The sequence below is a fragment of the Nocardia aurantia genome, from assembly GCF_009604425.1.
In the GTDB taxonomy this organism is placed as follows: Bacteria; Actinomycetota; Actinomycetes; order Mycobacteriales; family Mycobacteriaceae; genus Nocardia; species Nocardia aurantia.
Genome location: NZ_WEGI01000005.1, coordinates 467,419 through 492,198 on the forward strand (window position 1 = coordinate 467,419; position 24,780 = coordinate 492,198).

The 24,780-nt window shown below is 69.7% G+C and carries 20 protein-coding genes; 7 read left to right on the top strand and 13 right to left on the bottom strand.

The window, feature by feature from the left end:
• Positions 1 to 41: 41 nt before the first annotated feature.
• The 4 genes from NRB56_RS13840 to NRB56_RS13855 all read right to left on the bottom strand — a co-directional run bounded on the left by NRB56_RS13840 (position 42) and on the right by NRB56_RS13855 (position 2,568).
• A complete protein-coding gene (locus tag NRB56_RS13840; RefSeq protein WP_319942968.1) occupies positions 42 to 773 on the bottom strand; it encodes an anti-sigma factor family protein in 732 nt (243 codons plus the stop codon).
• Positions 770 to 1,363: a sigma-70 family RNA polymerase sigma factor gene (locus NRB56_RS13845; protein WP_227837633.1), complete on the bottom strand. Its 594-nt coding sequence runs from the start codon at positions 1,361 to 1,363 to the stop codon at positions 770 to 772. The genes NRB56_RS13840 and NRB56_RS13845 overlap by 4 nt, the downstream gene beginning before the upstream one ends.
• 123 nt (positions 1,364 to 1,486) lie before the next feature.
• Positions 1,487 to 2,101, bottom strand: coding sequence for a YqgE/AlgH family protein (locus NRB56_RS13850; protein WP_319942969.1), 615 nt, complete (start codon positions 2,099 to 2,101; stop codon positions 1,487 to 1,489).
• A 128-nt stretch (positions 2,102 to 2,229) separates the two neighbouring features.
• Positions 2,230 to 2,568 (bottom strand): GNAT family N-acetyltransferase, encoded by a 339-nt coding sequence (locus tag NRB56_RS13855; protein WP_319942970.1) that lies wholly within the window; start codon positions 2,566 to 2,568, stop codon positions 2,230 to 2,232.
• A 217-nt stretch (positions 2,569 to 2,785) separates the two neighbouring features.
• On the opposite strand from NRB56_RS13855, the gene NRB56_RS13860 reads away from it, so the two are divergent.
• The gene (locus NRB56_RS13860) at positions 2,786 to 3,922 is read left to right on the top strand and encodes a glycerate kinase (protein WP_153341966.1); all 1,137 of its coding nucleotides are present in this window, start codon (positions 2,786 to 2,788) and stop codon (positions 3,920 to 3,922) included.
• A gap of 15 nt (positions 3,923 to 3,937) precedes the next feature.
• On the opposite strand, the gene aroQ is transcribed toward NRB56_RS13860, so the two are convergent.
• Entirely contained in the window at positions 3,938 to 4,369 is a 432-nt protein-coding gene (aroQ, locus tag NRB56_RS13865) for a type II 3-dehydroquinate dehydratase (protein ID WP_153341968.1), read from the bottom strand.
• Between the two features lie 34 nt (positions 4,370 to 4,403).
• The gene (locus NRB56_RS13870) at positions 4,404 to 5,045 is read right to left on the bottom strand and encodes a hypothetical protein (protein WP_153341970.1); all 642 of its coding nucleotides are present in this window, start codon (positions 5,043 to 5,045) and stop codon (positions 4,404 to 4,406) included.
• A 321-nt stretch (positions 5,046 to 5,366) separates the two neighbouring features.
• Between NRB56_RS13870 and NRB56_RS13875 the strand changes: the two genes are divergently transcribed.
• Entirely contained in the window at positions 5,367 to 7,049 is a 1,683-nt protein-coding gene (locus NRB56_RS13875; protein WP_153341972.1) for an NTF2-like N-terminal transpeptidase domain-containing protein, read from the top strand.
• Positions 7,050 to 7,162: 113 nt separating this feature from the next.
• Here NRB56_RS13875 and NRB56_RS13880 read toward each other — a convergent pair whose 3' ends face one another.
• The 3 genes from NRB56_RS13880 to NRB56_RS13890 are packed head-to-tail and all read right to left on the bottom strand — an operon-like array spanning position 7,163 to position 10,355.
• Positions 7,163 to 7,540 carry a DUF3054 domain-containing protein gene (locus NRB56_RS13880; protein ID WP_319942971.1) on the bottom strand — a complete coding sequence of 126 codons (378 nt, stop codon included), beginning with the start codon at positions 7,538 to 7,540 and terminating at the stop codon, positions 7,163 to 7,165.
• Positions 7,541 to 7,594: 54 nt separating this feature from the next.
• The gene (locus tag NRB56_RS13885; RefSeq protein ID WP_319942972.1) at positions 7,595 to 8,782 is read right to left on the bottom strand and encodes a lysylphosphatidylglycerol synthase transmembrane domain-containing protein; all 1,188 of its coding nucleotides are present in this window, start codon (positions 8,780 to 8,782) and stop codon (positions 7,595 to 7,597) included.
• A 25-nt stretch (positions 8,783 to 8,807) separates the two neighbouring features.
• Positions 8,808 to 10,355, bottom strand: coding sequence for an adenylate/guanylate cyclase domain-containing protein (locus NRB56_RS13890; protein ID WP_227837635.1), 1,548 nt, complete (start codon positions 10,353 to 10,355; stop codon positions 8,808 to 8,810).
• Positions 10,356 to 10,857: 502 nt separating this feature from the next.
• On the opposite strand from NRB56_RS13890, the gene NRB56_RS13895 reads away from it, so the two are divergent.
• A complete protein-coding gene (locus NRB56_RS13895) occupies positions 10,858 to 12,015 on the top strand; it encodes an AI-2E family transporter (protein WP_319942989.1) in 1,158 nt (385 codons plus the stop codon).
• A 116-nt stretch (positions 12,016 to 12,131) separates the two neighbouring features.
• A complete protein-coding gene (locus NRB56_RS13900) occupies positions 12,132 to 12,752 on the top strand; it encodes a DUF1707 SHOCT-like domain-containing protein (protein ID WP_319942990.1) in 621 nt (206 codons plus the stop codon).
• Positions 12,753 to 12,854: 102 nt separating this feature from the next.
• Here NRB56_RS13900 and NRB56_RS13905 read toward each other — a convergent pair whose 3' ends face one another.
• From NRB56_RS13905 to NRB56_RS13920, 4 genes are read right to left on the bottom strand one after another with little or no spacing between them, the layout of a single operon-like run.
• The gene (locus tag NRB56_RS13905) at positions 12,855 to 15,863 is read right to left on the bottom strand and encodes an MMPL family transporter (RefSeq protein WP_319942973.1); all 3,009 of its coding nucleotides are present in this window, start codon (positions 15,861 to 15,863) and stop codon (positions 12,855 to 12,857) included.
• Entirely contained in the window at positions 15,863 to 16,612 is a 750-nt protein-coding gene (locus NRB56_RS13910; protein WP_406603480.1) for an NYN domain-containing protein, read from the bottom strand. The genes NRB56_RS13905 and NRB56_RS13910 overlap by 1 nt, the downstream gene beginning before the upstream one ends.
• A gap of 44 nt (positions 16,613 to 16,656) precedes the next feature.
• On the bottom strand, positions 16,657 to 17,460 hold the full coding sequence (trmB, locus tag NRB56_RS13915) for a tRNA (guanosine(46)-N7)-methyltransferase TrmB (protein WP_153341978.1): 804 nt from the start codon (positions 17,458 to 17,460) through the stop codon (positions 16,657 to 16,659).
• A 59-nt stretch (positions 17,461 to 17,519) separates the two neighbouring features.
• On the bottom strand, positions 17,520 to 18,890 hold the full coding sequence (locus NRB56_RS13920) for a lipase family protein (RefSeq protein ID WP_153341980.1): 1,371 nt from the start codon (positions 18,888 to 18,890) through the stop codon (positions 17,520 to 17,522).
• A 724-nt stretch (positions 18,891 to 19,614) separates the two neighbouring features.
• Here NRB56_RS13920 and NRB56_RS13925 point away from each other — a divergent pair.
• The 3 genes from NRB56_RS13925 (at position 19,615) to NRB56_RS13935 (ending at position 24,688) form a co-directional block, all read left to right on the top strand.
• Complete coding sequence (locus NRB56_RS13925; protein WP_319942974.1) at positions 19,615 to 20,772, top strand: hypothetical protein; 1,158 nt, start codon at positions 19,615 to 19,617, stop codon at positions 20,770 to 20,772.
• 427 nt (positions 20,773 to 21,199) lie between these two features.
• A complete protein-coding gene (locus tag NRB56_RS13930) occupies positions 21,200 to 22,621 on the top strand; it encodes a hypothetical protein (RefSeq protein ID WP_319942975.1) in 1,422 nt (473 codons plus the stop codon).
• Positions 22,622 to 22,855: 234 nt separating this feature from the next.
• Complete coding sequence (locus NRB56_RS13935) at positions 22,856 to 24,688, top strand: phosphoenolpyruvate carboxykinase (GTP) (protein ID WP_153341982.1); 1,833 nt, start codon at positions 22,856 to 22,858, stop codon at positions 24,686 to 24,688.
• Positions 24,689 to 24,780: the final 92 nt, after the last annotated feature.

A 24,780-nucleotide genomic window follows, 5' to 3' on the forward strand; every position in this document is an offset into this window, starting at 1 on the left:
TTCCGTGTGTCCGCCCCACCCGGCGAACTCGGTCCCTCGTACTACAGCGTCCCGACCAGGATGGTCTTCCCGCCCGCCCCGCGGATCTCCACGCTGCGCACCCGATCCGGATTCAGATCGGTGGTGCGGGAGAGGGTCAGGGCGTCGCCGGGGCCGGACCACCAGCCCGCGAGTCGTTGCGGTGGTCCGGACCGCTCGTTCAGCCACAGTTCGAAGGCGGTCTGATAGGGGGCGCCCCCGGACGCGTAGTTGCACGACATCTCCACGGTGGCCTTGCCGTGCATGTCGATCACCTTGAAGCTGGCCGAGACCGGGGTCGGGACGACCGGGTCCATCTGGCGTTCGGCCACCACCTGGGCGGCGGCGGGCGGCGCGGACCGCTCGGTCAGCGTGGCCGTGATCGGTACCGCGATCGCCACGGCCGCCGCGGCGGCGGCGATCGCGCCGGCGACCGCTGTCGCGCGGCGCCGGACCGGACGGTGTGGCACCTGGCGGTGTGGCAGCGGGATCACGGGGGCGGGAGCGGTGACGGCCGGTTCGGGCAGGGGGGCGGCGTCGAGCAGCGCCAAGGCCACATCGGCGTCGACGCGGCCCAGCAGGCCCGGCAGGCCGGACAGCTCGGCCACGGCCGCGCGACAGTCCGGACAGCCGGCCAGATGCTCCTCGTACTCCAGCCGATCCGCGCGGCCGAGGGCGCCGAGCAGGTACGGGCCGTCCCAGGTCGCATAGCGGTCGCCCGACTCCGGATCCGCCACGGGCGCGGTCTCTGTCACTTCGTCACCCCCATCTCCTGTAGTACCGAGCGCAGAGCCCGCATACCGTAATGCATACGTGACTTCACGGTGCCCTCGGGGATGGCCAATTCGGTCGCGATCTGCTGGGTGGACAGACCACGGTAGTAAGCCCGCACGATCACCGCGCGGTGATCGCCGCTCAATCGCGCCAGCGCGTCCGCGATGAGCCAGCCGTCGACGGCCCGGTCCGCCTGATCGGGTTCTGCCTGCTCGGGTGGGTTGTCCATTCGGTACTCGCGCCGGTGCCGGGCGCTGCGATGCTCGTCCACGGCCAGGTTGCGGGCGACGGTGAACAACCAGGCCCGCGCCGAGGAGGTGGACTGATCCAGCACGTGCGGCCGCTGCCAGGCGCGCAGGAGGGTCTCCTGCACGATGTCCTCGGCCCGTCCCGCGTCGCCGACCAGGCTGTAGGTGTAGCGCCACAGCGGGGTCGCGTGTTCGTCGTACAGTGCCCGCAACAGCCGCGCCTCCTCGGGCGAGGCGCCGGTCTCCGGGGGGTTCCGGGAACCGGGGAAGACGCCTGCCGCGTGGGTGGCCCGGTCGCCGGGCGAATGGGTCGGGACGCCCATCTCACCGTGTCGATCGGCGAGCTGGGAGCCCGTGGGGCTCGCGCACGACGGCGGAGTTCACCGTCGGCAGGTCCGGGGACGCCGCTTCGACACAGTTCGTGGCCACACTAGGCGTATACGAATTCAATTGCGTTCTAGTTCGATCGGATGGGTGGCCAACAGCGACAGCGGCAGCGGTTGCCGGCGCAACACCTGGGCCCAGAGGTCGGTGCGGCCGGCGATCGGGTCCGTCGGCAGGGCCGACAGCACGATCCAATCGCCGCGTTCCAGTTCGCCGGCCAGCTGACCGAAGGTCCAGCCGGCATATCCGGCGAAGACGCGAATGCCCTCGACCAGCGGGCCGATGACATCCGGATCCGAATCGAGATCCAGCAGCGCGACCCGGCCGTCGACCCGGCGCAACCCCCGCACCTTTTCGACGGCGGTCCCGGCCTTGACCGTGGCCAGGCACAGCGCGGCGTCCCGCTTGACCGGTCCGCCCAGATAGAGCGCGCGCGGCGCGGCGGCCAGATCGGACCAGCGGGGCAGCACGTCCCGCAGCGCGGTGTCGCTGGGGCGGTTCAGCACCACACCCAGGCTGCCGGCGTCGTTGTGCTCCACGATGTACACCACCGTGCGCCGGAACGAGGATTCCACCAGGTCGGTCGCCGAAACCAGCAGCGTTCCCGGTCGTACCGCCTGTTCGTCGTGCCGGGATTCGCGTCTGGAGCGGTCACCGTGTTCCTCTGCGCGTGCCACGCAGCCATCATCGCACCGCGAGGGAAACCGTGTGCGGCCAAGCGTCGAGTTGGAATGTTCGCATTCGGCGAATCCGATGCGAAATACAAGCTTTCCGACTCCGGAATCGGGCAATTGTTACCGGACCGCTACTGGAGCCCGAATGATTCCCGGGCCCAGTGCGGCACCAGCGCGCCGTATTCCGGATGACTTTCGATGAAATGCCGGACCACCGCGCACATCGGCAGAATTTGGGCGCCGTCGTCGCGGGTGTCGTCGAGTGCGGTCCGGACCAGCAGGCGATCGTGACCCTGTCCGGCCCAGCGCGCATCGATCTCGGTGTGCACGAAGGCCCGTTCGGCGGCGGTCTCCTGATATTCGGCGGTGCCCGCGAGTTCGCCGCCGATATACAGCTCGAAACGGCTCGACGCGGGGTTGTTGCGCACGGAGGGAGCCTCCGCGGTGTCGAGCTCGATGTGCCTGGTCACCCGACGAGCCTAGGGCCTGGCACTCCCGACCGCCGATCGAAACATGATCATGTCTGTTTCTCGCCCGGACCGGGCCTGTGCACACCTGTGGACAACTTCGCGAATCGAGTTCCGCTGGCGCACATGCGCTGTGGAGATTGTGGACAGCCGGCTCGCGCACCGGCGCGCATGTGCCCGGCATCGGGCACGGATCACGGGGAATGTGCACAATATCGGCATGGTGCACGGGAATCCGGGCGTGGTGCTGGCGCCGGACAAGTTCAAGGGTTCGCTGTCCGCGCCGCGGGTGGCGGAGGCCCTGGCCGCCGGAATCCACCGGGTGCTGCCCGCCGCGGACATCCGCCTGCTGCCGGTCGCCGACGGCGGCGACGGTACGGTCGACGCCTTCGTGGCGGCGGGCTGGGAACCGGTGCCGCTCACGGTGTTCGGACCCACCGGCGAACCCGTGAGCACCTCCTATGCCGTGCACGACGGCACCGCGGTGATCGAATTGGCCACCGCGACAGGGCTGGAGCGGCTGCCCGGCGGCCGGCTCGATCCATTGCGCGCCGGTACCCACGGACTGGGACTCGCGATCCGGCACGCTCTCGATCACGGCATCCGTTCGGTCGTGCTGGGACTGGGCGGCAGCGCCTCCACCGACGGCGGCGCGGGCATGCTGCAAGCCCTGGGCCTGCGCATCCTGGATGCGGATGGTCGCGAGATTCCTTCCGGCGGTGCGGCTCTCGTGGAGGCGGTACGGGTGGACCGGTCCGGGCTGCACCCGGCGCTGGCCGAGACCAGCGTGACCCTCGCCTCCGATGTCGACCATCCGTTGCTCGGAACGCGGGGAGCGGCAGCCGTTTTCGGCCCGCAGAAGGGTGCGGATCCCGGGCAGATCGCCGTCCTGGAGACCGGATTGCGGCGCTGGGCCGAACTGATCGGCCCGGAGTTCGCCGACCGTCCCGGCGGGGGTGCGGCCGGCGGCACCGGATTCGGCGCGATGGCGGTGCTCGGCGCCGTCGCGCGGTCCGGGATCGAGCTGATCCTGGACCTGATCGACTTCCACACCCTGGTCCGGGACGCGGCGCTGGTCGTGACCGGCGAGGGGTCGCTGGACGAGCAGAGCCTGCACGGTAAGGCGCCGATCGGCGTCTGTACCGCCGCTCGGACGGCGGGGGTGCCGGTCGTGGCCGTGGCCGGCCGCTGCCTGCTCGACGCCGAGCGGCTGCGGGAGGCCGGATTCACGGCCTGCTACCCACTGTCCGCCCTCGAGCCGGACCCGGCCCGCTCGATGGCTCGTGCCGCGGAGTTGTTGTCGGAACTGGGGTTTCGGATAGCCACCGACCACCTCGTGGGGTCGACCGCTCGCTGAGAGTGCGCGGTCGAATCAGCCGCGGGTGCAGAGGAATTCGACGGCGGCGGCGTAACCCTGAACACCCATGCCCGCGATCACCGCGGTGGCGATCGGGGAGATGTAGGAATGGTGCCGGAATTCCTCGCGGGCATGCACATTCGAGATGTGCACCTCGACGATCGGCACCTCCGGGATCACCAGGGCGTCGCGCAGCGCCACCGACGTGTGGGTGAGGCCGCCGGGATTGATCACGAGGCCGGATGCCACGCCACGGGCGGCGTGGATCCGATCGATCAGCGCCCCTTCGGAATTCGACTGGAACGCCACGATCTCCCGATCGAAGCGGGCGGCCGTCCGCTCGCACAGTGCGACGATGTCGTCGAGGGTGTCCGAGCCGTACACCTCGGGCTGCCGGGTGCCCAGCATGTTCAGATTCGGGCCGTTGAGCACGAGGATCGGTGACATGCCGGACACCCTAGCGGGACCGGGCGCGGCGGGATCAGAGCCCCTTCGGGCCCTCGGCGCGCAGATCGTCGACCTTGGTCATGGCGGCGCGGAGTTCCTCGAGCCATTCCTCGGCGTGTTCACCGGCCAGCCGCACGGTCCAGGCCAGCGCGTCGGCGCGGGACCGGGCGACGCCGGCGTCGACGAGGGTGTCGAGCACCCTGCGTTCCGGCTGGCGCAGCCGGGTCATCACCGGAACGGCCAGGTGGGTGAACATGATTCGCTCGGCGGTCGCCGTGGCGGGCGCCCCGATCGTCACGCCCCAGGCCACGCTGCGGCCGTACCGGGCCTGCGCCTCCTGCGCGATCTGCATCCGCGCCGGGCGGGTGCTCTCCCGGAATCGCGACACCAGGCCCTCCCGGGTGGCCGCCGGGACCTCGGCGTCCGCGGGCGTCCCGGCCGGCGGTTCGGCGTCGGCCGGCGTTTCCTCGTCCTGCGGTTCGCCGGTGGCGGGCAGCGGCAGCCGGCCGATCACCACGATCTCGTCGCGGTCGATCTCGATGGTGGGCGCCTCGACGAACCACTCGGCGGGCAATCGTCCGGCGAACCAGTCCGGCGCATCCTTCGGGTCCGGGAGATCCGCCTGCTGCCAACCGCCCGGGCGGCCGAATCCGCGCCCTCGATGTCCGTGTCTCATTTTCGTACCTCACTGAGTTTCGGAGTGACACGTTGTAACTGTGATTACAAGATTACGCGGGTACGGCGGTAACGAATTACGCCGTCGGAGAACGGTCCCTCGGGCCCGAAAGTGATGACCGCCGCTAACTAACGATTGCGCGACCGATCCGGCGAAAGTTGCGATCCGGGCACTATGGTGGTCGTCGAGTATGGCGCTGAACATTCAGAATGCGGGTCGGCGCGCCCCCGTCCCGACCGGACGGTGCGGCGGAATCGTGGACGCTGCCTCGGGTACCGTTGGGCTGTTGCCGGAGTGACGAGGGTGAAGAGTGGGGCCGATATGGATGTGTGGGGATCCCGCCGCATTCGGGTACGCGGCGCACTGACAGTGCTGAGCGCGGCCCTCGTGGCCATGGCGACCGGTTCGTGCGCGCTGCCCAGCAAACCCAGCGGTCCGGAGGGCGTGGTCGAGCACTTCACCCAGTTGCTCGACAAACGGGATGCGACCAACGCGGCGGGCCTGACCTCGTATCCCAGTGGCGCCGAGGCCACGTTGAAGCAGATGTTCGACGGTCTCGGTGCCGGCAAGCCCGATTATCAGCTGGCCCAGTACATCAACCTCGACGCCGATTCCGGCATGTTCAACCTCAGGGCCAACTGGAATTTCGGGCCCGGCAAGGACTGGAGTTACGACCTTCAGGGCAGTATCCGGAAGCTGGCTATCGGATGGCGAATCTCCTGGGATCCCGGTGTCGTGATGCCCGCGCTGGACAATCAGCACACGGTGAAGTTCGTCCGTACCGACCCGACCCCGCCGCCGAAGGTCAACGACAACGCCGGTGAGGCGTTGATGACCCAGCAGACCGTCAATGTGGTCAAGGTGGATCCGACCAGGACTTCCGACCTGATCGCGACGACGAATGCCCTCGCCGACGCAATCAAGCCGGTGGCTCCTTTGATCACCGGCGGCTCGCTGATGCAGGACATCTCGGCGGCCCAGGGCAAGCCGATCACCGCGGTGACCCTGCGCGACGACGACTTCGCGGTACTCCAGCCGCGCATGGCGGCGATCCCGGGCGTGGTGATGGAGCAGCAGCCGAAGGTGATCGCGACCGATCGCCGAGTCTGGTCACCGCTGCTGGACGCGCTGCGCAACGTGTGGCAGGAGGACCGCGATCAGCACGCCGGATGGGGCGTGCAGTTGCTGGAGCCGAACGGCCACCTGGTCACCCAGCTCGCCGGGCAGCCGGGCCCGCCCGCACCCGATGTCGCCTCCACCCTGGACCCGCGGCTGCAGCGCGCCGCCGAGGACGCGGTGGTCAGCGCCGGCACCGCGGCCTCGATCGTCGCCATCCAGCCGTCCACCGGCGCGGTGGTCGCCACCGCGCAGAACACCTATGCCAGCGAACAGGGTTCGCCCGCCTTCACCGCCGCCTATCCGGTCGGCGGGGTCGCCGATCTGTTCAAGGCCGTCGCCGCGGTGGTGAAGAAGAAAGCGCCGCAGGACGTCTCGCTGCAGGACACCGCCGAGGCGGCGACCATGCTCGGCGTCGGCGTCGGGTACCGGGTGGCCGGGCTCGACCAGACCACCGGCCGGTTGCCGATCTCCGGCAAGGGCGTGGAGCAGGTCAACAAGGGCAGCAGCGATCCGATCCTGGCCAGCCCGTTCGGTATGGCGATCGCCGCCGCGGCCATCGCGCACGGCGGCCTGATCCCCCCGATGATCGAGATCGGCCGGCCCGCCACCACCGACGCGCAGATCAACCCGCTGCCCGGTGAGGCGGTGGACAGGTTGCGCGCGATGCTGCACGACGAGGCCGACCGCGGGCCGGATCTGGCGGCCGTGCGGCATTACGCGGGCGTCACCGCCTTCTCCGCGAAGGGGGGCACCGGCGGCTGGCTGCTCGCCACCATGGGCGATCTGGCTTTCGCGGTGCACATCGATGATGTCGATTCCGGCGACGCCACCGCCCGCATGGCGGCCCGGCTGCTGCAATCGCTCGCATCCCCCGACAGCAAGTAGGCCCGGACCGGGCCGTCGTCCGGCCGTCGCGGTATGCGCCCGATGGCATCGCAGACGCAGCGCACGGCGGGCCTGGCCGGACCCTTGCGGGCCGGGCATGCGCGGAACGGCCGTCAGCGCAAAGCTTTCCAGGCCGCGCGCCAGCCCAGCAGGAACAGTGCCAGCACGGTGGCCGCCACGACGATGAAGCTGGGTTCGGTGCCCTGCCCGCTGATCACCCGCAGCACCATGCCGCCCGCGACCGTGCAGAACCACACCACGACCCCCGTCGGCCACAGTGGGCGCGCATCGAAACGTCGTATCGCCGAACCGAATTCGCCGTCGGCGCGCAGCACCGCCGCCACTGCCCAGCCGAGCAGCAGACCGGCGCCGAACGGCCAGAAGGTGCGCAGGAGGCCGGGGAACACCGCCTCGTGATGGCTTTGCCGGCCGATCAGGCAGAACAGGATCACCAGCACGGCGTCGATCACCAACGGCACCAGTCTCTTCACGCCGCTCAGGTTAACCGGGAATCCGGCCGGATCGGTCGTGAACCCGATGCGCGGCTATTCGCCCGGCGCGCTGTCGGCGGCCTCCGGTCCGGGCGGCGTGAGCGGCCGGTTGGTCTCACCCAGCAGCCGCTGCTCGGCCAGGATCGCCGAGCGCCGCTCGAACTCCTGCTCGTATTCCGCGTCCCCGGCGTGCGGCGTGCGGAACAGGAAGGCGAACACGATCCAGCCCACCACCGCCACCAGGATGAAGCTGACCAGCCGGTACACGAAGGCCGCCGCCACCGCCTGAGCCGCCGGCAGTCCCGCGGCGGCGGTGAGGCTGTAGATGAGGGTGGCGTCCACGTAGACGATGCCGCCCGGCGCGAACGGGATGGTCCCGACCGCCTTGCCGACGCTGAACGCGATCATCAGCCCGGCCAGCCGCGGCTCGCCGCCCACCGCGTAGCAGGCCGCGCCGAGACAGGCCACGTCACCGAGCCGATGCATCAGTGCCCACAGCCCCACCAGAGCGCCGTCGCGGCGGCCCAGATCCACCGATTCCAGCTGATGGATCAGCTCGTCGACCTGGTCGAGGCCCTCGTCGAGCGGGCGGCTCTTATCCCACAGCAGCCGGATCCGGTTGGACAGCCGGAGCAGGCGGCGCAGGATCGCCTGGATCGAGCCGGGATTGGCGGACACGTAATTGCCGCCGGCGATCAGCAGCACCACCGCGCCCAGGGACAGGATCAGTTGCCACGGCCCGATCCGGTCGCCGACCAGCACCGCACCGCCGACGCCGAGCAGCACCATGCCGACCGCGGCCACCACGCCCGACATCACCAGCTGCCAGGACGCCACGATCGCGCTCGCGCCCCAGCGCCGGGTGTGCCGATAGGTGAAGGCGGTCGAGAACACCTGACCGGCGGGGAGCGTCACCGACATCGCGGTCGAGCCCAACACCACGGCCAGCGACTTGCGCTGACTCACCTCGACGCCGCCGGCGCGCAGCAACTGCTTCTGGATCCGGCCGAAGCCGCTCATCGAGACCGCCTGCATCAGGATGCAGGCGGCGACCCAGCCCCAGTGCACCTCGGAGAGGTTCTTCCAGGACTCGTGCAGGCGTGGCCAGAGATAGACGCCCTCGGTGATCAGGAGTGCGGACAGCAGAATGCCCAGCACCCACTTGACCCAGCGGAACCGTCCCTTCCCGCCGGACCGCGGGAGCGGTGCCGAAGCACCGGCAGGTTCACCTCGGGCCGTCACTCCGTCAGAGTAACGAATTCGACGCCTATCGCGCCGCTCCCGTCGGCGGCTCCCCGGCGGCACCCGGATCGACGCGCGGCCAGGCCAGCCGGGTCTTGCGGCGGCGGCCCCGCAACTGCACCTCGTCGCCGGATTCCCAGCACCGCTGTTCCTGCTCGTCGGCGAAGTACAGCGCGCTGCCGGAGGTGAGTACCCGGCCGGGATACTCCTTCGCCAGTTCGGTGAGCCGGGACGCCTCGTTCACCGGATCGCCGATCACCGTGTACTCGAACCGATTCGCGGCGCCGATGTTCCCGGCCACCGCCAGTCCCGCCGACACCCCGATGCCGACATCCAGATCGGGCAGCGCTCGCAGCGCCCCGCGCAGGTCCCGGGCCGCCGCCAGCGCGGCGGTCGGCGCGTCCGGACGATCCAGCGGCGCACCGAAGATGGCCAGCGCGGCATCGCCGACGAACTTGTTGATCAGGCCGTTGTGCCGGTCGACGACATCGACGACGATCCGGAAGAACTCGTTGAGCAGGGCCACCACCTCGGTCGGCGGGCGTTCCGCCGCCGTCGCGGTCGAGCCGACCATGTCGACGAACAGCACCGCCACGAACCGGGTCTCGCCGCCGAGTTCGGTACCGTACTCCAGGGCCCGGCGGGCGACCTCCTCGCCGACGTGCTGGCCGAACAGCTCCTGCAGTTCGCGGCGCTGCGCGGCCTCCTCCATCATCCGGTTGAAACCGACCTGCAGCAGGCCGATCTCGCTGCCGTCGAACACCTCCACCTGGACATCGCGGGCGCCCTCCTGCACCCGTGCGATCGCCCGCGACAGCTGCCGCACCGGATCGGAGATGCTGGAACCGGTCAGCATGGACAGCGCCAGCGCCTGCAGGATCACCACCCCGCACAGCAGCAGGATCGCCACCGCCATCGACTGGGCCGAGAACTTCACCTGCGAGGAGATCTCGGTGACGCACAGCAGCACGATCGCGATGGTCGGCGCGAAGGTGCCCATGCCCCAGGTCATCGCCATCCGGGTGCCGACGCCGGGGGTCAGATGGTGGTCGAACATGCCGGTGGTCAACGCCTGTGCGGCCACCGGGCGCAGAATCCGCTCGCCGAGCATGTACGTGAAGCCGAAGACGATGGTGGCGGCCATGATCTCGGTCACGACCACCGCGCCGGCCAGCCGCGGGGTGTCCACTACGGTCACCGCCAGTACGGCGCCGCCGATCAGCCACAGCCCGAGATGCACGATCGCCTGCCGCAGCGGCGCGTGCAGGGCCGCCATCTGTTCCTGCCGGCTGGGCGGGCCGCCACGCACCTGCCAGCGCATCACCGGGCGGAGCATCAGTGCGGCGGCCGCCACGCTCAGCACCCCGCCGATGACGAAGATCAGTACGGGGACCAGCAGTCCCGCGCGCCGGACCCCGCTCGGCGCACCCTCGGGCGCGGGAAGTCCGTACTGGATGAAGGCCCAGACCAGAACCGCACCGAACGCGTTGGCCGCCAGCATCGAGGCGAGATACAACGGCCAACGGGTGTGCATGGTCTGTTTGACCGCTTCCAGCGATGTGGTTCCGGTCATGTAGGTACGGAGTCCGGTCTTGCTTGCAGGGGCGGCGGCACGATCACCAATCTATCGTTCCGGGCGATTCCGGGCAGGTGGCGCTCCCGGATCTGTGCGCGCCGCCGTCCGCACCACATTCCGCCGGGAGCAACCGCCCACCCCGCCCGATTCCGGTTAGGCTCGCGGGCATGAGCGGCAAGGGCCGGAGGCGGCAGCGGAGCATCACCACGGAGGCCCTCCGCTCGTGCCCCGGTGGATACGGCATGAGCGGCAAGGGCCGGAGGCGGCAGCGGACCATCACCACGGAGGCCCTCACCACGGAGGCCCTCCGCGCATGCTCCGTCGAATCGGCATGAGCGGGGAGGGGCCGGAAGTGGCAGCGGAGCGAGTGCCGGACCGGGACATCACGATCGACGAGGGGGCCGAGGCTACCGTGGCACACGATTACGGGAGTTCGCCGCCGGCGCCCAGGGGACGGCTGGTGGCCGGTAGCCGGGTCTACCGTGATCCCGCCGACGCGGTGCACCCCTTGGTACGGCAGACCGCGGAGTGGTGCTGGCGGCTGCTGGTCATCCTGATCTCGGTGCTGGTGATGGCCTATCTGGCGCACCGGCTGACCACGGTCGTGATCCCGCTGGCCATCGGGCTGCTGGCCGCGGCGCTGTTGTCGCCGCTGGTGGATCTGCTGCAGCGGTTCGGATTACCGCGCGGCGTCGGGGTTTTCGTGGCGCTGGTCGGTTCGCTCGGTCTGCTGGCCGGCATCTTCACCTTCGTGATCGAGCAGTTCATCACCGGCGTGCCGCAACTGACCGACGAATTCAAGACCAGCATCAACAGCGTGCAGGACTGGCTGATCAACGGTCCGCTGCATATGAGCAACGACCAGATCCGCAACGCGGGCAACACGATCATCAAGACCCTGGAGTCGAACCAGCAGTCGCTGACCAGCGGCGCGCTGACCACGGCGACGGTGATCGGGGAATTTCTCACCGGCACCTTCCTCACCCTGTTCATCACCATTTTCTTCATCTACGGCGGCGACCAGATCTGGCATTTCGTCACCCGGATCGTTCCGACCCCGCACCGGGATCGGGTCCGCGTCGCCGGGCGGCTGGGTTTCGGCACGCTGATCGGCTTCGTGCGGGCGACGGTGGTGGTCGCCGGGGTGGACGCCATCGGTATCGGTGCGGGTCTGGCGATCCTCAATGTGCCACTCGCGCTGCCGCTGGCCTCGCTGGTGTTCATCGGCGCGTTCATTCCGATCATCGGGTCGTTGCTGGCCGGCACCATCGCGGTCTTCCTCGCGCTCATGACGAAGGGCATGGTCACGGCGCTGATCGTGCTGGGTATCACGATCGCGGTGATGCAGTTGGAAAGTCATGTGCTGCAGCCGCTTCTGCTCGGCCGCGCGGTGCGGATCCATCCGCTGGCGGTGATTCTCGCGATCACCGCGGGTGTGGTGCTGGCCGGCATCGCGGGCGGCCTGCTGGCGGTGCCGTTCGTGGCCGTCATGAACACGGCCGTGCGGTCGCTGCTGGCCAGCAGCCCGACCGTCCTCCTCGAGGAGTTGACCAGCGGCAAGCCCGGCGAACCGATGTTCCACGCGGATCCGGACGAACCGACCCCCGGCCGATATGAGATGCCGGGAGCCGAATCCGACGCGGCCACCGAGGGCTGACGGATACCGATTCGGGGTTTGCCCTGATGTGCGGGACCCCCGCCGTCGGTAACTTGGATGCCATGGGTGAGGCAATGTCCACCTCCGGAATGCGCCCGACGGCGACCGGGGGCGCGGTGGGTGACCGGGACCTTCGAGTGTCGGACGCCGAACGCGAACACGTCGGAACGCTGCTGCAACGGGCCGTCGGCCTGGGGATGCTGTCGCTGGGGGAATTCACCGAGCGGATGGACACCGCGCTGGCGGCCAAGACCCGCGGCGAGCTGAACGCCGTCCTGGTCGATCTGCCGGGCATCCGGCTGAACGGGCAGCCGCAACCGGCGCCGGCGAGCTACGGCCGCCCGCGGCCGGCCCCGGCTCCCGCCGGGAACGTGATCCGCTCCCGACTGTCCTCGGTGAACCGGCGTGGCCGCTGGCAGGTGCCGTCCTCGCTGTATCTGAGCAACCACATGTCCAGCGTGACCCTCGACTTCACCGAGGCGATCATGTCCACCCAGGTCGTCGAGCTCCGCATGGACGATTTCTGCTCGTCGCTGACCCTGATCGTGCCCGGCGAGGCCACGGTCGACCTGGACGGCCTGGAGCTCACCGGTTCCAGCATCACCAACAAGGTCCGCGGCGGCAGCACCACCATCGGTCCACTGCATCTGGTGGTCCACGGCAAGCTGCGCTTCGGCTCGGTCACCGCCAAGTACCCGTTCGGCGTCCAGTGGCGCCGCCTGGTGTCCGGGGCCTGAACCGAACCACAGCCGACGAACGGCGCGGTAACCGGCCGACAGCTGCACGTAGCAGGCGGACCGTCCGGCTTTCCGGGTGCGGCTCGAAACCGCACCCGGGTGTCAGTTGTCGCCGTTGCGGCGACGCAGCAGTTCGTTGACGCTCACCGTCCGGCCCGTGCCGGGGGTTTTCGCGCCGTCGCCCGGACCGGGCCGTGACGAGCGCAGGTTGGCCATCCACTGTTCGATGGTGTCCCGGTCGGGATTCTCGGGGTCGGCGGGGGCCGCCTCGTCCGAGACCGCCTGGGCGGTGGGTCGCGCCGGGACCGGCATGGTCGGGGCGTCCAGCGATTCACCGTTGTCCGCGGGGGCGGCATGCGCCGGACCCGAGGCCGACCGGTCCGATTCCCCGAATGCGGATTCGGCCTCCGCGGCACCGATATCGGCCGGATCGTCCTCGTACGGCTGATACAGCTGGGCGCGCACCGCCGGATGCGGTGGCACCTTCGATCCGCCGGCCGGTTGGGGCGGCAGCACCCGCGGGGTGGCGCCGATCGGGGCCACAGGGGTGGCCTCCGGGATGTCGGCGGGCTGGTTCACCGTGCGCGGCGGTACGCCGGGCAGCGGTGCCTGCGGCGTGACCGTGCTGGTCACCACGGGGAATGGCGTGGCGGTCGGGGCCGGTGGAGTGGGCGGCGCCGGTGTGGGAGCCGGATCCGGCTGCGGCGCCGGGGTTTCGGCGACCGGCGTCTCGCTCGCGGGCGATTCGGCCTGTTTGCCCCAGCGGCTCATGAACCGTGGGCCGATCCGCTCGGTCGGCGCATCACCGTCCACTCCGCCGATGAAGCGCGCCCGGCGCGGTTTCCGCGCGGGTTTGGCGGGGGTGCCGTCGGCCAGCATCGGAATCTGCATGGTGACCGGATCCGTGACCGGGGTGGCCTTGATCAGGTCCACCACCTCGCCCTTGCGCGGGCGTTCGTCGTGCAGCCCCGGCTCGCCGAGGCCCACCCGCTGCTGGATGCGCTGCATCCAGCGCGGCGCCCACCAGCAGTCGTCGCCGAGCAGCTTCATGATCGCCGGGACGAGCAGCATGCGCAGCACGGTGGCGTCGATGAACAGCGCCGCGATCATGCCGTAGGCGATGTACTGCATCATCACCAGATCGGAGAAGGCGAACGCGCCGGTCACCACCAGCAGGATCAGCGCGGCCGCGGTGATGATGCGGCCGGTCTGCGCGGTGCCGATCCGGACCGCCTCGGTGGTACTCGCACCCGTACTTCGGGCCTCGACCATCCGGGAGAGCAGGAACACCTCGTAATCGGTGGACAGACCGTAGATCACGGCGATGATCAGCACCAGGACCGGTGACATGATCGGCTGTGGCGTGAAGTTGAGCAGTCCGGCGCCGTGACCGTCGACGAAGATCCAGGTCAGGATGCCCAGTGTCGAACCCAGTCCGAGCGCGCTCATCAACGCGGCCTTGATCGGCAGCACCAGTGAGCCGAAGGTCAGGAACATCAGGATCGTGGTGACCAATACGCCCAGCAGGATCATCAACGGCATCCGCGACAACAGCGCGTCGATGCTGTCCTTCTGGATCGCGGGCTGGCCGCCCACATAGAGCTTCACATCGTCCGGGACGTTCATCGAACGCAGATAGTCGATGGTGGCGTCGGCGGTGTCGGTGTCGCCGTCCTTCAGCGTGCTCGAGGTCTGCCAGACATTCGACCCGCTCGGCGGCTTACCGGGGGTGGAGAAGGTGCTCGTCAGCCCGGGAGCCTGACTCGCCTTCTTGATGACGGCGCCGATCTCCGAGGTGTTGTCGGTGACGAGCACGAGCTGGATCGGGTTCGACTTCCGCAGCGGGAACAGCTTGTCGAAGTCGGCCTGCGCCACGCGGGTCGGATTGTCCGGGGGCAGATAGGTTTCGCTGATCCCGCCGAACTTCAGATTCTTCACCGGGATGATCAGCAGCAGCAGGATGATGCACAGCGGGATCGCGACCTTCAGCGGATGTCGCATCACCCACTGCGGCAGGCGGCCCCAGAAGCCGCTCTCGATCTCCTCGGCGGTCTTGTTCTTGCGGAACCACTTCAGTCCGAGCATGTCGACGCGGTGGCCGAGGATGCTCAGCATGGCCGGCAGCACCGTCACGGCGCTGACCGCCGCGAGCAGCACCGTCGCGATGGTCCCGTACGCCACCGATTTCAGGAAGCCCTGCGGGAACAGCAACATGCCCGCACTGGCCGCGATGATCATCGTCGCCGAGAACAGCACGGTCCGGCCCGCGGTCATGACCGACCGCCGCACCGCCACCCCGGTGTCGTAGCCCTCGGCCATCTCCTCGCGGAACCGGCTCACGATGAACAGGCCGTAGTCGATCGCGAGACCCAGGCCGATCATCGACACCACCGGGGACACGAACGAGTTCACGTCGGTGAAGTTGGTGATGATCCGCACGATGCCGTTGGCGCCGACGACGGTCAGACCACCGACGATCAGCGGCAGCGCGGCCGCGACCACACCACCGAAGATGAAGAACAGCAGCACCGCCACCGCCGGGATCGCGATGATCTCCATCCGGCGCTGGTCGGCGGACATGGTGTCGTTGAGGGTGCCCGAGACCGTCTGCAGGCCGGCGACCTGGACCTGCACTCCCGGAACGGTGAAGGCGTCCTTCACCTTCCGATAGTTCTTCACCTGGTCGGTGTCGTTGTCGCCCTTGATGGCCACCGACACGAACGCCGACTTCTTGTCCTTGGTGGCCAGCGCCGCCGTCGGCGCGGTGTTGCCGACCCTCCAGTACGAGTAGTTCAGCCCGGTGATCTCCGGATACCGGGTCAGCCCGGCGAGGCTGGTGGTGACCTTGTCGGCGAACGCCGGATCGTCGACGGTGCTGCCCTCGGGCGCGGTGTACAGCACGATGACGTCACTCGAGTGATCGCGCCCGTAGATGCGGTCCAGCATCTGCGCCGCCTGCGAGGACTCCGAATTCGGGTCGTCCCACCCGCTGGAGCTGAGATGATCCTCGAGACCGAACCCGTAGCCGCCCAGCGCGAGCAGCGCCGCCACCACCACACCGAGCACGGTGTAGCGGAGGCGATAGACCAGATCGCCCCAGCGGGTGAACACTAAGCGACTCCTTGTGCGGGGCGGGAGGTGAGCAGGGCGGACAGCGGCCGGAACGGCTGCAGCCAGGCTCCCTCTTCGGGCAGCGAGTCGAGGCTGACCCGCGGTAGTGGTTCGCGGAATACGCCGGGAATGTCCTCGAGATCGATGAACTCGAGGATATCGGACGTCACCGCCCAACTGGCGTGCTCGCGGAATCCCAGCACCTGCACCGGAACCCCGGCGGCCGCGATCTCCTCGAGCGGTTCCCGGAATGCCTGGCCGTCTGCGGAGGCGACCATGATGCCCGCGAGACCGGCGCCGCGGCGCCGTAACTCGATGTGCGCGAGCATATCGCTGTCGACGTCCGAATCCTCGTCGATCTTGGGCTTGGCGAAGACGGCGTAGCCGACGTTGCGCAGCGCCTCGACCCAGGGTCGCACCACGTCGGCGGTGCCCGGGGCGATGTTGGTGAAGACCGTGGCCTCCGCCTCCACCCGGTGCACGCTGCCGACCGAGAGTTCGGCGGACCGCGCGAGCAGCCAGCGGCCGAGCGCGTCGAAACGCGGGCGATAAGCGGCGGTGGGCCGGCCGCCGAGGATGGCGCCGAGGCCCATGTCCAGATTGGGCGCGTCCCACACCAGCAGCACTCGCCGGACGTCCGAGGTGCCGGCGGGCAGTGGGGAAGACACGTCACCGTGGCCGGGTGTGGCGCTGCCGGGGGCCGGGGCCGGGGCGGAACCGCCGTGCGGTTCGTCGCCGGTGCCGCGCATTATTTCGGCAACATCCATGGCCACGGTGGCCATCTCACTGACGCTCATGGATTGATCTTCCCCCAAATGAGCTCCGTGATCGCGCTACCGGCGCGATGTGCCTTGCTTTCGAACTTGGTCACGGGGCGTTCGAAGCCGATCGGCGCGTCGCGCCGGAATTGCTCCGGATCGCCGCCGGTGGCCTCGTTCATGCCGATGAACTGGGGTTCTTCCGCGCCGACGGCGGCGATGTGCTCGGCGTACTCGGCATGGTCGGTGGCGACGTGCAACACGCCGCCCGGAATCAGCCGACTCGCGATCAGGCTCATCGTGGGTGCCTGCAGCAACCGCCGTTTGTGGTGCCGGGCCTTCGGCCACGGGTCCGGGAAGAACACTCGGACACCAGTCAGCGAATTCTCGGCAATCATGTGTTCGAGGACATCGACGGCGTCACCGCGCAGCAACCGGATGTTGCCGATCTCCTCGCGCTCGACGCGCTGCACCAACTGGGCCAGACCCGGCCGGTAGACCTCGATCCCGATCAGGTCGAACTGCGGCTCGTCCACGGCCATCGCGGCGGTCGCGGTGCCGGTACCACAGCCGATCTCGACGATCAGCGGGGCCGTGCGGCCGAACCAGGCGGCGGCGTCGAGCCGGTCGTCGGACACCTCGCGGCCGATGCGCGGCCAGGTCCGCTCCCAGGACGACTGCTGGCTCGGCGTGAGGGCGCCCCGGCGGGACCGGAAACTGGTGACCCGGGGATAGAGACGGGAGCCCGTCCGCTGGCCCGGACCCGGGGCGGACGCGATCGCCCGCCGCCCGGGGACGGACTCGGTGGCGGGGTGTGCGGCGTCGTTCACGGGCTCCATTGTCCATATTCGATGATGAGCCCAAGTAACCGACCGGTCGTGCCGATCGGGCGCCGGGTTCACGCCGCCAGGGTGGGAGCGGCCGGCACGGGCGGCTCGGACTCCTGTCGCAGGGGCTGTCCGAGCACGATCCGGGCGGCGGTGGCGGCCATGTCGAGCAGTCCCCGCCAGCGGGCCGGCGCCGCGGCCACCGACCAGACCGTCCGGGTCTCCTCCTGCTCCGGCACGGGCCGGCCCGCGATCCGATCCGCCAGCCAGTCCAGCGCCAGCGGGGTGGCCAGCGGCAGCAGCGAGAAGTGCTCGCTGAGCCGATCGCGGATGTAGGTCACCGAGGCGCCGCCGCGGCGGTAACGCGCCACCTGGTCGTCCACCCCGTCGGCGTGGATGACCTGGTCGTGCACCGGCTGCACGACCAGCAGCGGACAGGCCGGGGTGGAATCGCCCAGGCGCAGGTCGTCGAACATCGCCTGCATGCCGGGTTCGGCCAGCACCTCGGCCAGCGGCCGCGACAGATGTTCGTCGATGCTGTGGAAGGCCATGCGGACCAGTACGGCCAGCGGTGCCGACCGCGTGGCCATCGCCAGCCGGCGGCGGCCGTCGTCGGTCAGATCCGCGTCGATCACCCGGGCCAGCGCCGGATACGAGCGGGCCAGCGCCGCGATCACGAGTGCGGGGAAGCCGGAATAACAGCCCCCGTTCAGCCGGGCGAACACCCGGCCCGGATCGCCGACCGGCGCGCCGAGCACCGCGCCCGTGAGGTCGATCTCCGGGGCGTAGGTGGGCGCCATCTCGACCATCCAGGACGTCGCCATCCCGCCACCGGAGTAACCCCACGCCGCGACCGGCGTATCGGATCGCAGTCCCAGCGGCGTGAAATGCAGTGCGGCCCGGACGCCGTCGAGCGCGCGGTAACCGGGTTCGCGCGGGGCGCCGAAATTCCCGTGCGAGCCACCGTGATCCGCGATGCTCACCGCCCAGCCGCGGCGCAGCGCGTTCGCGACCAGCAGCCATTCCAGCTGGGTGATGGAACCGGGCGCCCAGGCGCCGCGGCGCAGCGCGTACGAGGGCGCGCATCGGTCGGTGACCGAGTCGATCGCCGACTGGAAGGCCAGCAGCGGCCGGTCGGACGGCTCCGGGCCGTCCGCGCCGGGGGTGGGCAGCAGCACCGTGGTGACGACGGCCTCGGCCCGGCCGTGCAGGTCGTTGCTGCGATACAGCAACTGCCAGGCCGAGACCTGTTGCGGTACGACGCCGAACAGCGCCACCTCGATCGGCCGGCTGCGCAGCACGGTGCCCGGGGCGTATCCGTCCAGCCCGGAAGGCGGGTAATAGAACGGATCCTCGGACGGTGGTCGGGGTGTGGTGGTGCCGGGCGCGAGTACCGCGCCGGTGGCCCCCACTCGGCCGATGACGTCGCCGTTGACGGTCATCGCTTCCTCCTCGGTCTTTCCGGTCGGCACCCGTCGGCCCGTCGTGGGCCCTGGGGCACCCTGCCGGACGACCGAACGTGATCCGTCCCCACCGGCCGGTGTCGATGATGTCGATTCGGAACAGGATAGGGTCCTGGACGTTTGTCCGGGAAGGGTGCGGCCGACGCGCTGTGGCGCCCCACAGCCTGAACCGGTCCGCGGTACCCGTTTGTCCGAAGCCGATTCCATCCCGTCGACCTGCATGATCGATTATCGCGATTGATGTGACATGGTTAACAGGTATCGTCGATCCCCCTTGAATTGTGATCGATTGCACAGCGGCTCGGACCCGCTCAGCTGCGGCGATCCGCTCGGCGAGTGGCTCGGAGAGCGAGCCTGTGGACAACTGGGGACAACCTCCCGGTGCGCGTCGTACCGCGAGGGTGCGCCCGTACGCCGTGTGGGTGCGCCCCGTGCGCCGTGTGACCGCGCCCCGTACGCCGTGTGGGTGTGCTCAGCGCCGGACCGGCCGCCGGTGACAGGCCGCGCACCCATTCATCGGATGGGGCAAACCTCGTCGGCCGGGCTGCCGACGCGGAACACGACCGAGCCGACCATATGAACGATCGACGAGGGGATACGAGCCGTCGCCGACCCGGGCCGCAGCGACGGGTGCGAGAAATACGGCACGGACACCACGAGGGCGGTGGCGATGAAAGAATGCGCGCCGGAAGGGGGTGCATCGGTGACGAAGGACGTTGCGGAGGGCGAGAGCGGGGAGGTGCGGACCGCGCTCGCCTCGAGTGACGTCGCACCCGGACCGAGCGGCGCCACGCCGGAACTCGACAGCCTGGTGGCGACCTTGCGAGAGAACGCGGAACCATCGATCGCCGACGCCGCGGCCCAGGCTTCCGCCGCCTGGCGTCGGCCGCCGCGTATCCGCGTCACCGGCCGAGCTCGCACCGGGAAGAGCACGCTCATCCGGGCGCTGGCGCTGATGTCGGCCCGAGAGACCGCGCCCGTCGACGAGCCCGGTGTACCCGATCCCGACCTCGGCGGCGATCTCGTGCTCTATGTCCTCTCCGGCACACCGCAATCGGCCGACCACCGGGTCCTGGCCGGGCTCCCACCGGAACGCGTCCTGGTCGTCCTCAACAAGGCGGACACGATCGGCACCCGCTGGTCCGACGCCGTCGCCGCGGCCGAACAGTACGGCCACGACCTGCGACTCCCGGTGCTGCCGGTGGCGGCGGAACTGGCCGCGCACACCCGCGACGGCGTTCCCGCCGACGCCGACCTGCGCACTCTCCGGCGGCATCGCGACCGGGCGGGCACGGCGTTCACGCTGTCCCCGGAGCTGTTCACCGCCGCCACGGTGGGTGCGGACACGGCGGATCGCGCGGCGGTGCTGGAGCGCTGGGGTCTGCACGGCGTGGCCGTGGCGGCGATCGCCCTGCGGCACGAACCCGACCTCGGCCCGCGACCGATGCTGCAGATACTGCACGCCGCTTCGGGTATCGACGCGGTCCATCTGCACCTGCACCGCCGCTACGAACGCCTGGCCGACCGCCGTGGCGGCGAACTGATCGACGAGCTGACCAGACTGGCCGCCCGGGCGGTCCGGACCGGCGACCGTTCCCGCGACCGCATCGAGGACTACCTGGCGAGCCCCGAGGCCCACCGGCTGGGCCTGCGCGCGGGCCAGGCCCATCCCGATCTCGCACACCTCGCCGCCGGCTATTCGGCGACCCCACCGACCGATCCCGACGAGGCCCTCACCCGCGCGCGCCGATGGCGAGCGGTCGCGGGCGGCGACCTCTCCGCCTCCGCCCGCCGGGCCGCACTGCGCGTGCACCACGGCTACGTCCAGCTCTGGGAGCAGTTGACCCATGCCGGCCTCTGAGGCGAATCCCGCCCTCGCCGCGCCGCGGTCCGAGGACTCGCTGGACAACCCCCGGACCATGCCGTCGGCCACCGACAGACCCGCATCGAATCCTCAGTGCCCGCCGAATGTTTTGCCGAGCGCGGGAAGACCGTGGACGGCTTCACAGGATCCACCGGGTGTTTCGCCGCTCGGGGAGCAGCCGTGCGCCGCTTCTCAAGGCCCGCCGAATGTTTCGCCGAGTGCGGGAAAATCGTGGACGGCTTCACAAGATCCACTGGGTGTTTCGCCGCTCGGGGAGCAGCCGTTGGCCGCTTCCCAAGGCCCGCCGGACGTTTCGCCGAGCGCGGGGAAGCCGTGGACCGCTCCTCAGGATCCTGTGGGTGTTTCGTCTCGTGCGGAGGAACCGTGGGACGGTCGCCATGATCCGCCGGATGACCCACCGCATGTGGCGGAACCCTGGGCGGCGGTGGTGGCGCGCTGGAATCCGCAGGGCAGCGCGCTGTTGCGGGCCGTGGCGGACGGAAGCTCGTCCGCCGCACTCCTGATCGGCGCCGACGACGCGAACACGCTGCTGCTGCGCACCGAACTCGCCCGGCTCGAGCCGAGGGTGGAACTCGGCGGGCCGGTCGCCGAGCCGGAACGGCCGTCCGCCGCGATGACGGCGGTGGTGGTGCTCGACGCGGGGAGTCCGCTCGGTGTGGGCACGCTCACCGTCGTCGAGCGGTTGCATGTGGCGGGGTCGCGGCTGGTGTTCGTCCTGAACGGCACCCACGCCCATCCGGACTGGCGGGCCGTCGCCGATCGCAACCGCGAACTGCTGGCCCCGGTGCTGGGCGGGCCCCCGGAACTGATTCCGGTGTCGCCGAGGCTCGCGGTGGCGGCCCGGACCGCCGGGGACGCGGCCCTGCTGGACCGGTCCGGGCTGGGCGCGCTGCACGGCCGGTTGATCGCCGCGACCGGTGCGGCCGGCCATTCATCCGAGACCGTGGACCGCGTGCTGGCCGAGACCAGGCAGCGCATCCGGGACCAGATCGCCGTGCTGCGGTCCGGTGCGGAGGAAGCCCGGCTGCGCGCGGAACGGGCCGCGCTGACGACGGATCGCGACGGCGACCGCACCCGGGCCATGGCCGCCCTGCGCAACCGGCTGCAACTCGCCCGGGTCGAACTGCTGCACGAGATCGGCGCCCGGGTGCGTTCGCTGCACACCGCCGCCCGGACCGAACTCGACAAGTACGGCGTACCCGAGTGCCCGGATCGGTTGCAGCGGTCCGTCGAACAGCTCACCGTCGAACTGGACGAGGTGGTGCGGGCGCGCCTGGCCGAACTGGATCGGCAGCTGAACCCACTGATCGACGCCGTTTCCGGCCCGGCGGCCGGCACACCGCCGCGCCCCGATCCGCCGCCCCCGATCGGCCCGGATCCCGAACCGCGGCACCGTGGTGTCGAGGATCACCTCATGGTGGCGCTCGGCGCCTCGGCCGGATTCGGCCTGGGCAGGTGGGTGGTAGCGCCATTGACAGCTCTGCCCGCACTGCACTACGCCTCGGTTCCCGCCACGCTGCTCCTCGGCGGCGGGGTGGCCTATTGGGTCGTGCGGGCCCGTGCGCAGGTCGCCGACCGGGCGCATATGCGCCAGTGGATTGCGGACACGGTGGTGAACGTGCGGGCCCAGTTGGAACAGCGGGTCGCGACGGCATTGGTCGTGGCCGAATCCGAACTCACTGACCAGGTGGTGCGAGCGGGCACCGCACGGGCGGTCGAGGCGGACCGCCGCGCCGCCGAGATCGCGGCGCAGTTGCGCCGCCTCGCCACCGAGTCGCAGGCCCGATCCGCGGCGTGTGACCGGGATCTCGCCGCACTGATGTAACACATCCTGAGGGATCGATGGTGCAGGTCGCGACCGAATACCGAGTGAGATACCCCATGCCGTTCCAGGGGTCACATGGCGTTAACCTTTTCTCAAGGAACCTGGTCGTCCGTTTCGTTTCTGTATGCTGCCCGAGCCAGGGCGAGCTGCCGATTTCCGATCCGGGCGTCCATCGCCAACGGTGGCAGCCCGGTGTCGCGAGCCGCCGGGTGCCGCCCTTCTAGGGAGAGTTTTATGACCTCAGCGACCATTTCAGGTCTTCAGGGATCCGATGGCACCGCCCCTACCGAGCACACCGGGCTGCTCGCATGGGTGCAGGAGGTCGCAGAACTCACCCAACCCGATCGGGTGGTCTGGGCCGACGGCTCCGACGAGGAATGGGACCGCCTGACCGAACAGCTGGTGGCGGCCGGCACGTTCCAGCGGCTCAACGACGCGAAGAAGCCGAACTCGTTCCTGGCGCTCTCCGATCCCTCCGACGTCGCCCGCGTCGAGTCGCGCACCTACATCTGCTCCCGGCAGCAGGACGACGCCGGCCCGACCAACAACTGGGTCGATCCCGCCGAGATGCGCGCCACCATGACCGAGCTGTACCGCGGCTCGATGAAGGGCCGCACGATGTACGTGGTGCCCTTCTGTATGGGCCCGCTCGGCGCCGAGGATCCGAAGCTGGGCGTCGAGCTCACCGATTCGGAGTACGTCGTGGTCTCCATGCGCGTGATGACCCGGATGGGCACCGCCGCGCTGGACAAGCTGGGCAAGGACAAGCCGTTCGTGAAGGCGCTGCACTCCGTCGGCGCGCCGCTGGCGAAGGGCCAGGCCGATGTGCCGTGGCCGTGCAACGACACCAAGTACATCACCCACTTCCCCGAGGATCGGGAGATCTGGAGCTACGGCTCCGGCTACGGCGGCAACGCGCTGCTGGGCAAGAAGTGCTACTCGCTGCGGATCGCCTCGGCGATGGCCCACGACGAGGGCTGGCTGGCCGAGCACATGCTGATCCTCAAGCTGATCTCGCCCGAGAACAAGAACTACTACATCGCCGCCGCCTTCCCGAGCGCCTGCGGCAAGACCAACCTCGCGATGATCCAGCCGACCGTGCCGGGCTGGCGCGCCGAGACCCTCGGCGACGACATCGCCTGGATGCGGTTCGGCGAGGACGGCCGCCTGTACGCGGTGAATCCGGAGTTCGGTTTCTTCGGCGTCGCGCCGGGCACCAACCACAAGTCCAACCCGAACGCCATGGCGACCGTGGAAGCCGGCAACACCGTCTACACCAATGTCGCCAAGACCGACGACGGCGACGTGTGGTGGGAGGGCCTGGAGAGCGAGCCCGATCACCTGATCGACTGGAAGGGCAACGACTGGTTCCTCCGGGAGACGGAGACCCTCGCCGCCCACCCGAATTCGCGCTACTGCACCCCGATGTCGCAGTGCCCGACCCTCGCCCCCGAATGGGACGACCCGCAGGGCGTGCCGATCTCGGCCATCCTGTTCGGCGGTCGTCGCAAGACCACGGTGCCGCTGGTGACCGAGTCCTTCGACTGGCAGCACGGCGTGTTCATGGGCGCCACGCTGTCCTCGGAGCAGACCGCCGCGGCCGAGGGCAAGGTCGGTTCGGTGCGCCGCGACCCGATGGCGATGCTGCCCTTCCTGGGCTACCACGTCGGCGACTACCTGGGCCACTGGATCAACCTCGGCAAGAACGCCGACGCGCAGAAGCTGCCGAAGATCTTCTACGTCAACTGGTTCCGCCGCGGCGCGGACGGCCGTTTCCTGTGGCCCGGCTTCGGCGAGAACTCGCGCGTGCTGGAGTGGATCGTCAATCGCATCGAGGGCACCGCCCAGGCGGTCGAGACGTCGGTCGGCCGGGTGCCCACCGCCGCCGATCTCGATCTGGAGGGTCTGGATGTCGCCCTCGCCGACGTCGACGAGGCGCTGAAGGTCGACGCTGACGAGTGGCGCAAGGAGATCCCGCTGATCGAGGAGTGGTTCGAATTCATCGGTGACAAGCTGCCCTCGGGTGTGCGCGACGAATTCGAGGCGCTGAAGCAGCGGCTCGCGTAAATATCCCGCTTTTTCCGGATTGCCCACATCGGACGATGTTCCGATGTGGGCAATTCTTATTGACGGTCGGTTTGTTTCGCGCCGAATGTCCG

What these genes read in the sequence shown, in the direction of transcription:
- NRB56_RS13845 (WP_227837633.1), bottom strand. Translation starts at nt 1,363, where the DNA reads ATGGGCGTCCCGACCCATTCGCCCGGCGACCGGGCCACCCACGCGGCA.
- NRB56_RS13860 (WP_153341966.1), top strand. Translation starts at nt 2,786, where the DNA reads ATGGTGCACGGGAATCCGGGCGTGGTGCTGGCGCCGGACAAGTTCAAG.
- aroQ (WP_153341968.1), bottom strand. Translation starts at nt 4,369, where the DNA reads ATGTCACCGATCCTCGTGCTCAACGGCCCGAATCTGAACATGCTGGGC.
- NRB56_RS13870 (WP_153341970.1), bottom strand. Translation starts at nt 5,045, where the DNA reads ATGAGACACGGACATCGAGGGCGCGGATTCGGCCGCCCGGGCGGTTGG.
- NRB56_RS13875 (WP_153341972.1), top strand. Translation starts at nt 5,367, where the DNA reads ATGGATGTGTGGGGATCCCGCCGCATTCGGGTACGCGGCGCACTGACA.
- NRB56_RS13890 (WP_227837635.1), bottom strand. Translation starts at nt 10,355, where the DNA reads ATGACCGGAACCACATCGCTGGAAGCGGTCAAACAGACCATGCACACC.
- NRB56_RS13910 (WP_406603480.1), bottom strand. Translation starts at nt 16,612, where the DNA reads ATGCGCGGCACCGGCGACGAACCGCACGGCGGTTCCGCCCCGGCCCCG.
- trmB (WP_153341978.1), bottom strand. Translation starts at nt 17,460, where the DNA reads ATGGAGCCCGTGAACGACGCCGCACACCCCGCCACCGAGTCCGTCCCC.
- NRB56_RS13920 (WP_153341980.1), bottom strand. Translation starts at nt 18,890, where the DNA reads ATGACCGTCAACGGCGACGTCATCGGCCGAGTGGGGGCCACCGGCGCG.
- NRB56_RS13935 (WP_153341982.1), top strand. Translation starts at nt 22,856, where the DNA reads ATGACCTCAGCGACCATTTCAGGTCTTCAGGGATCCGATGGCACCGCC.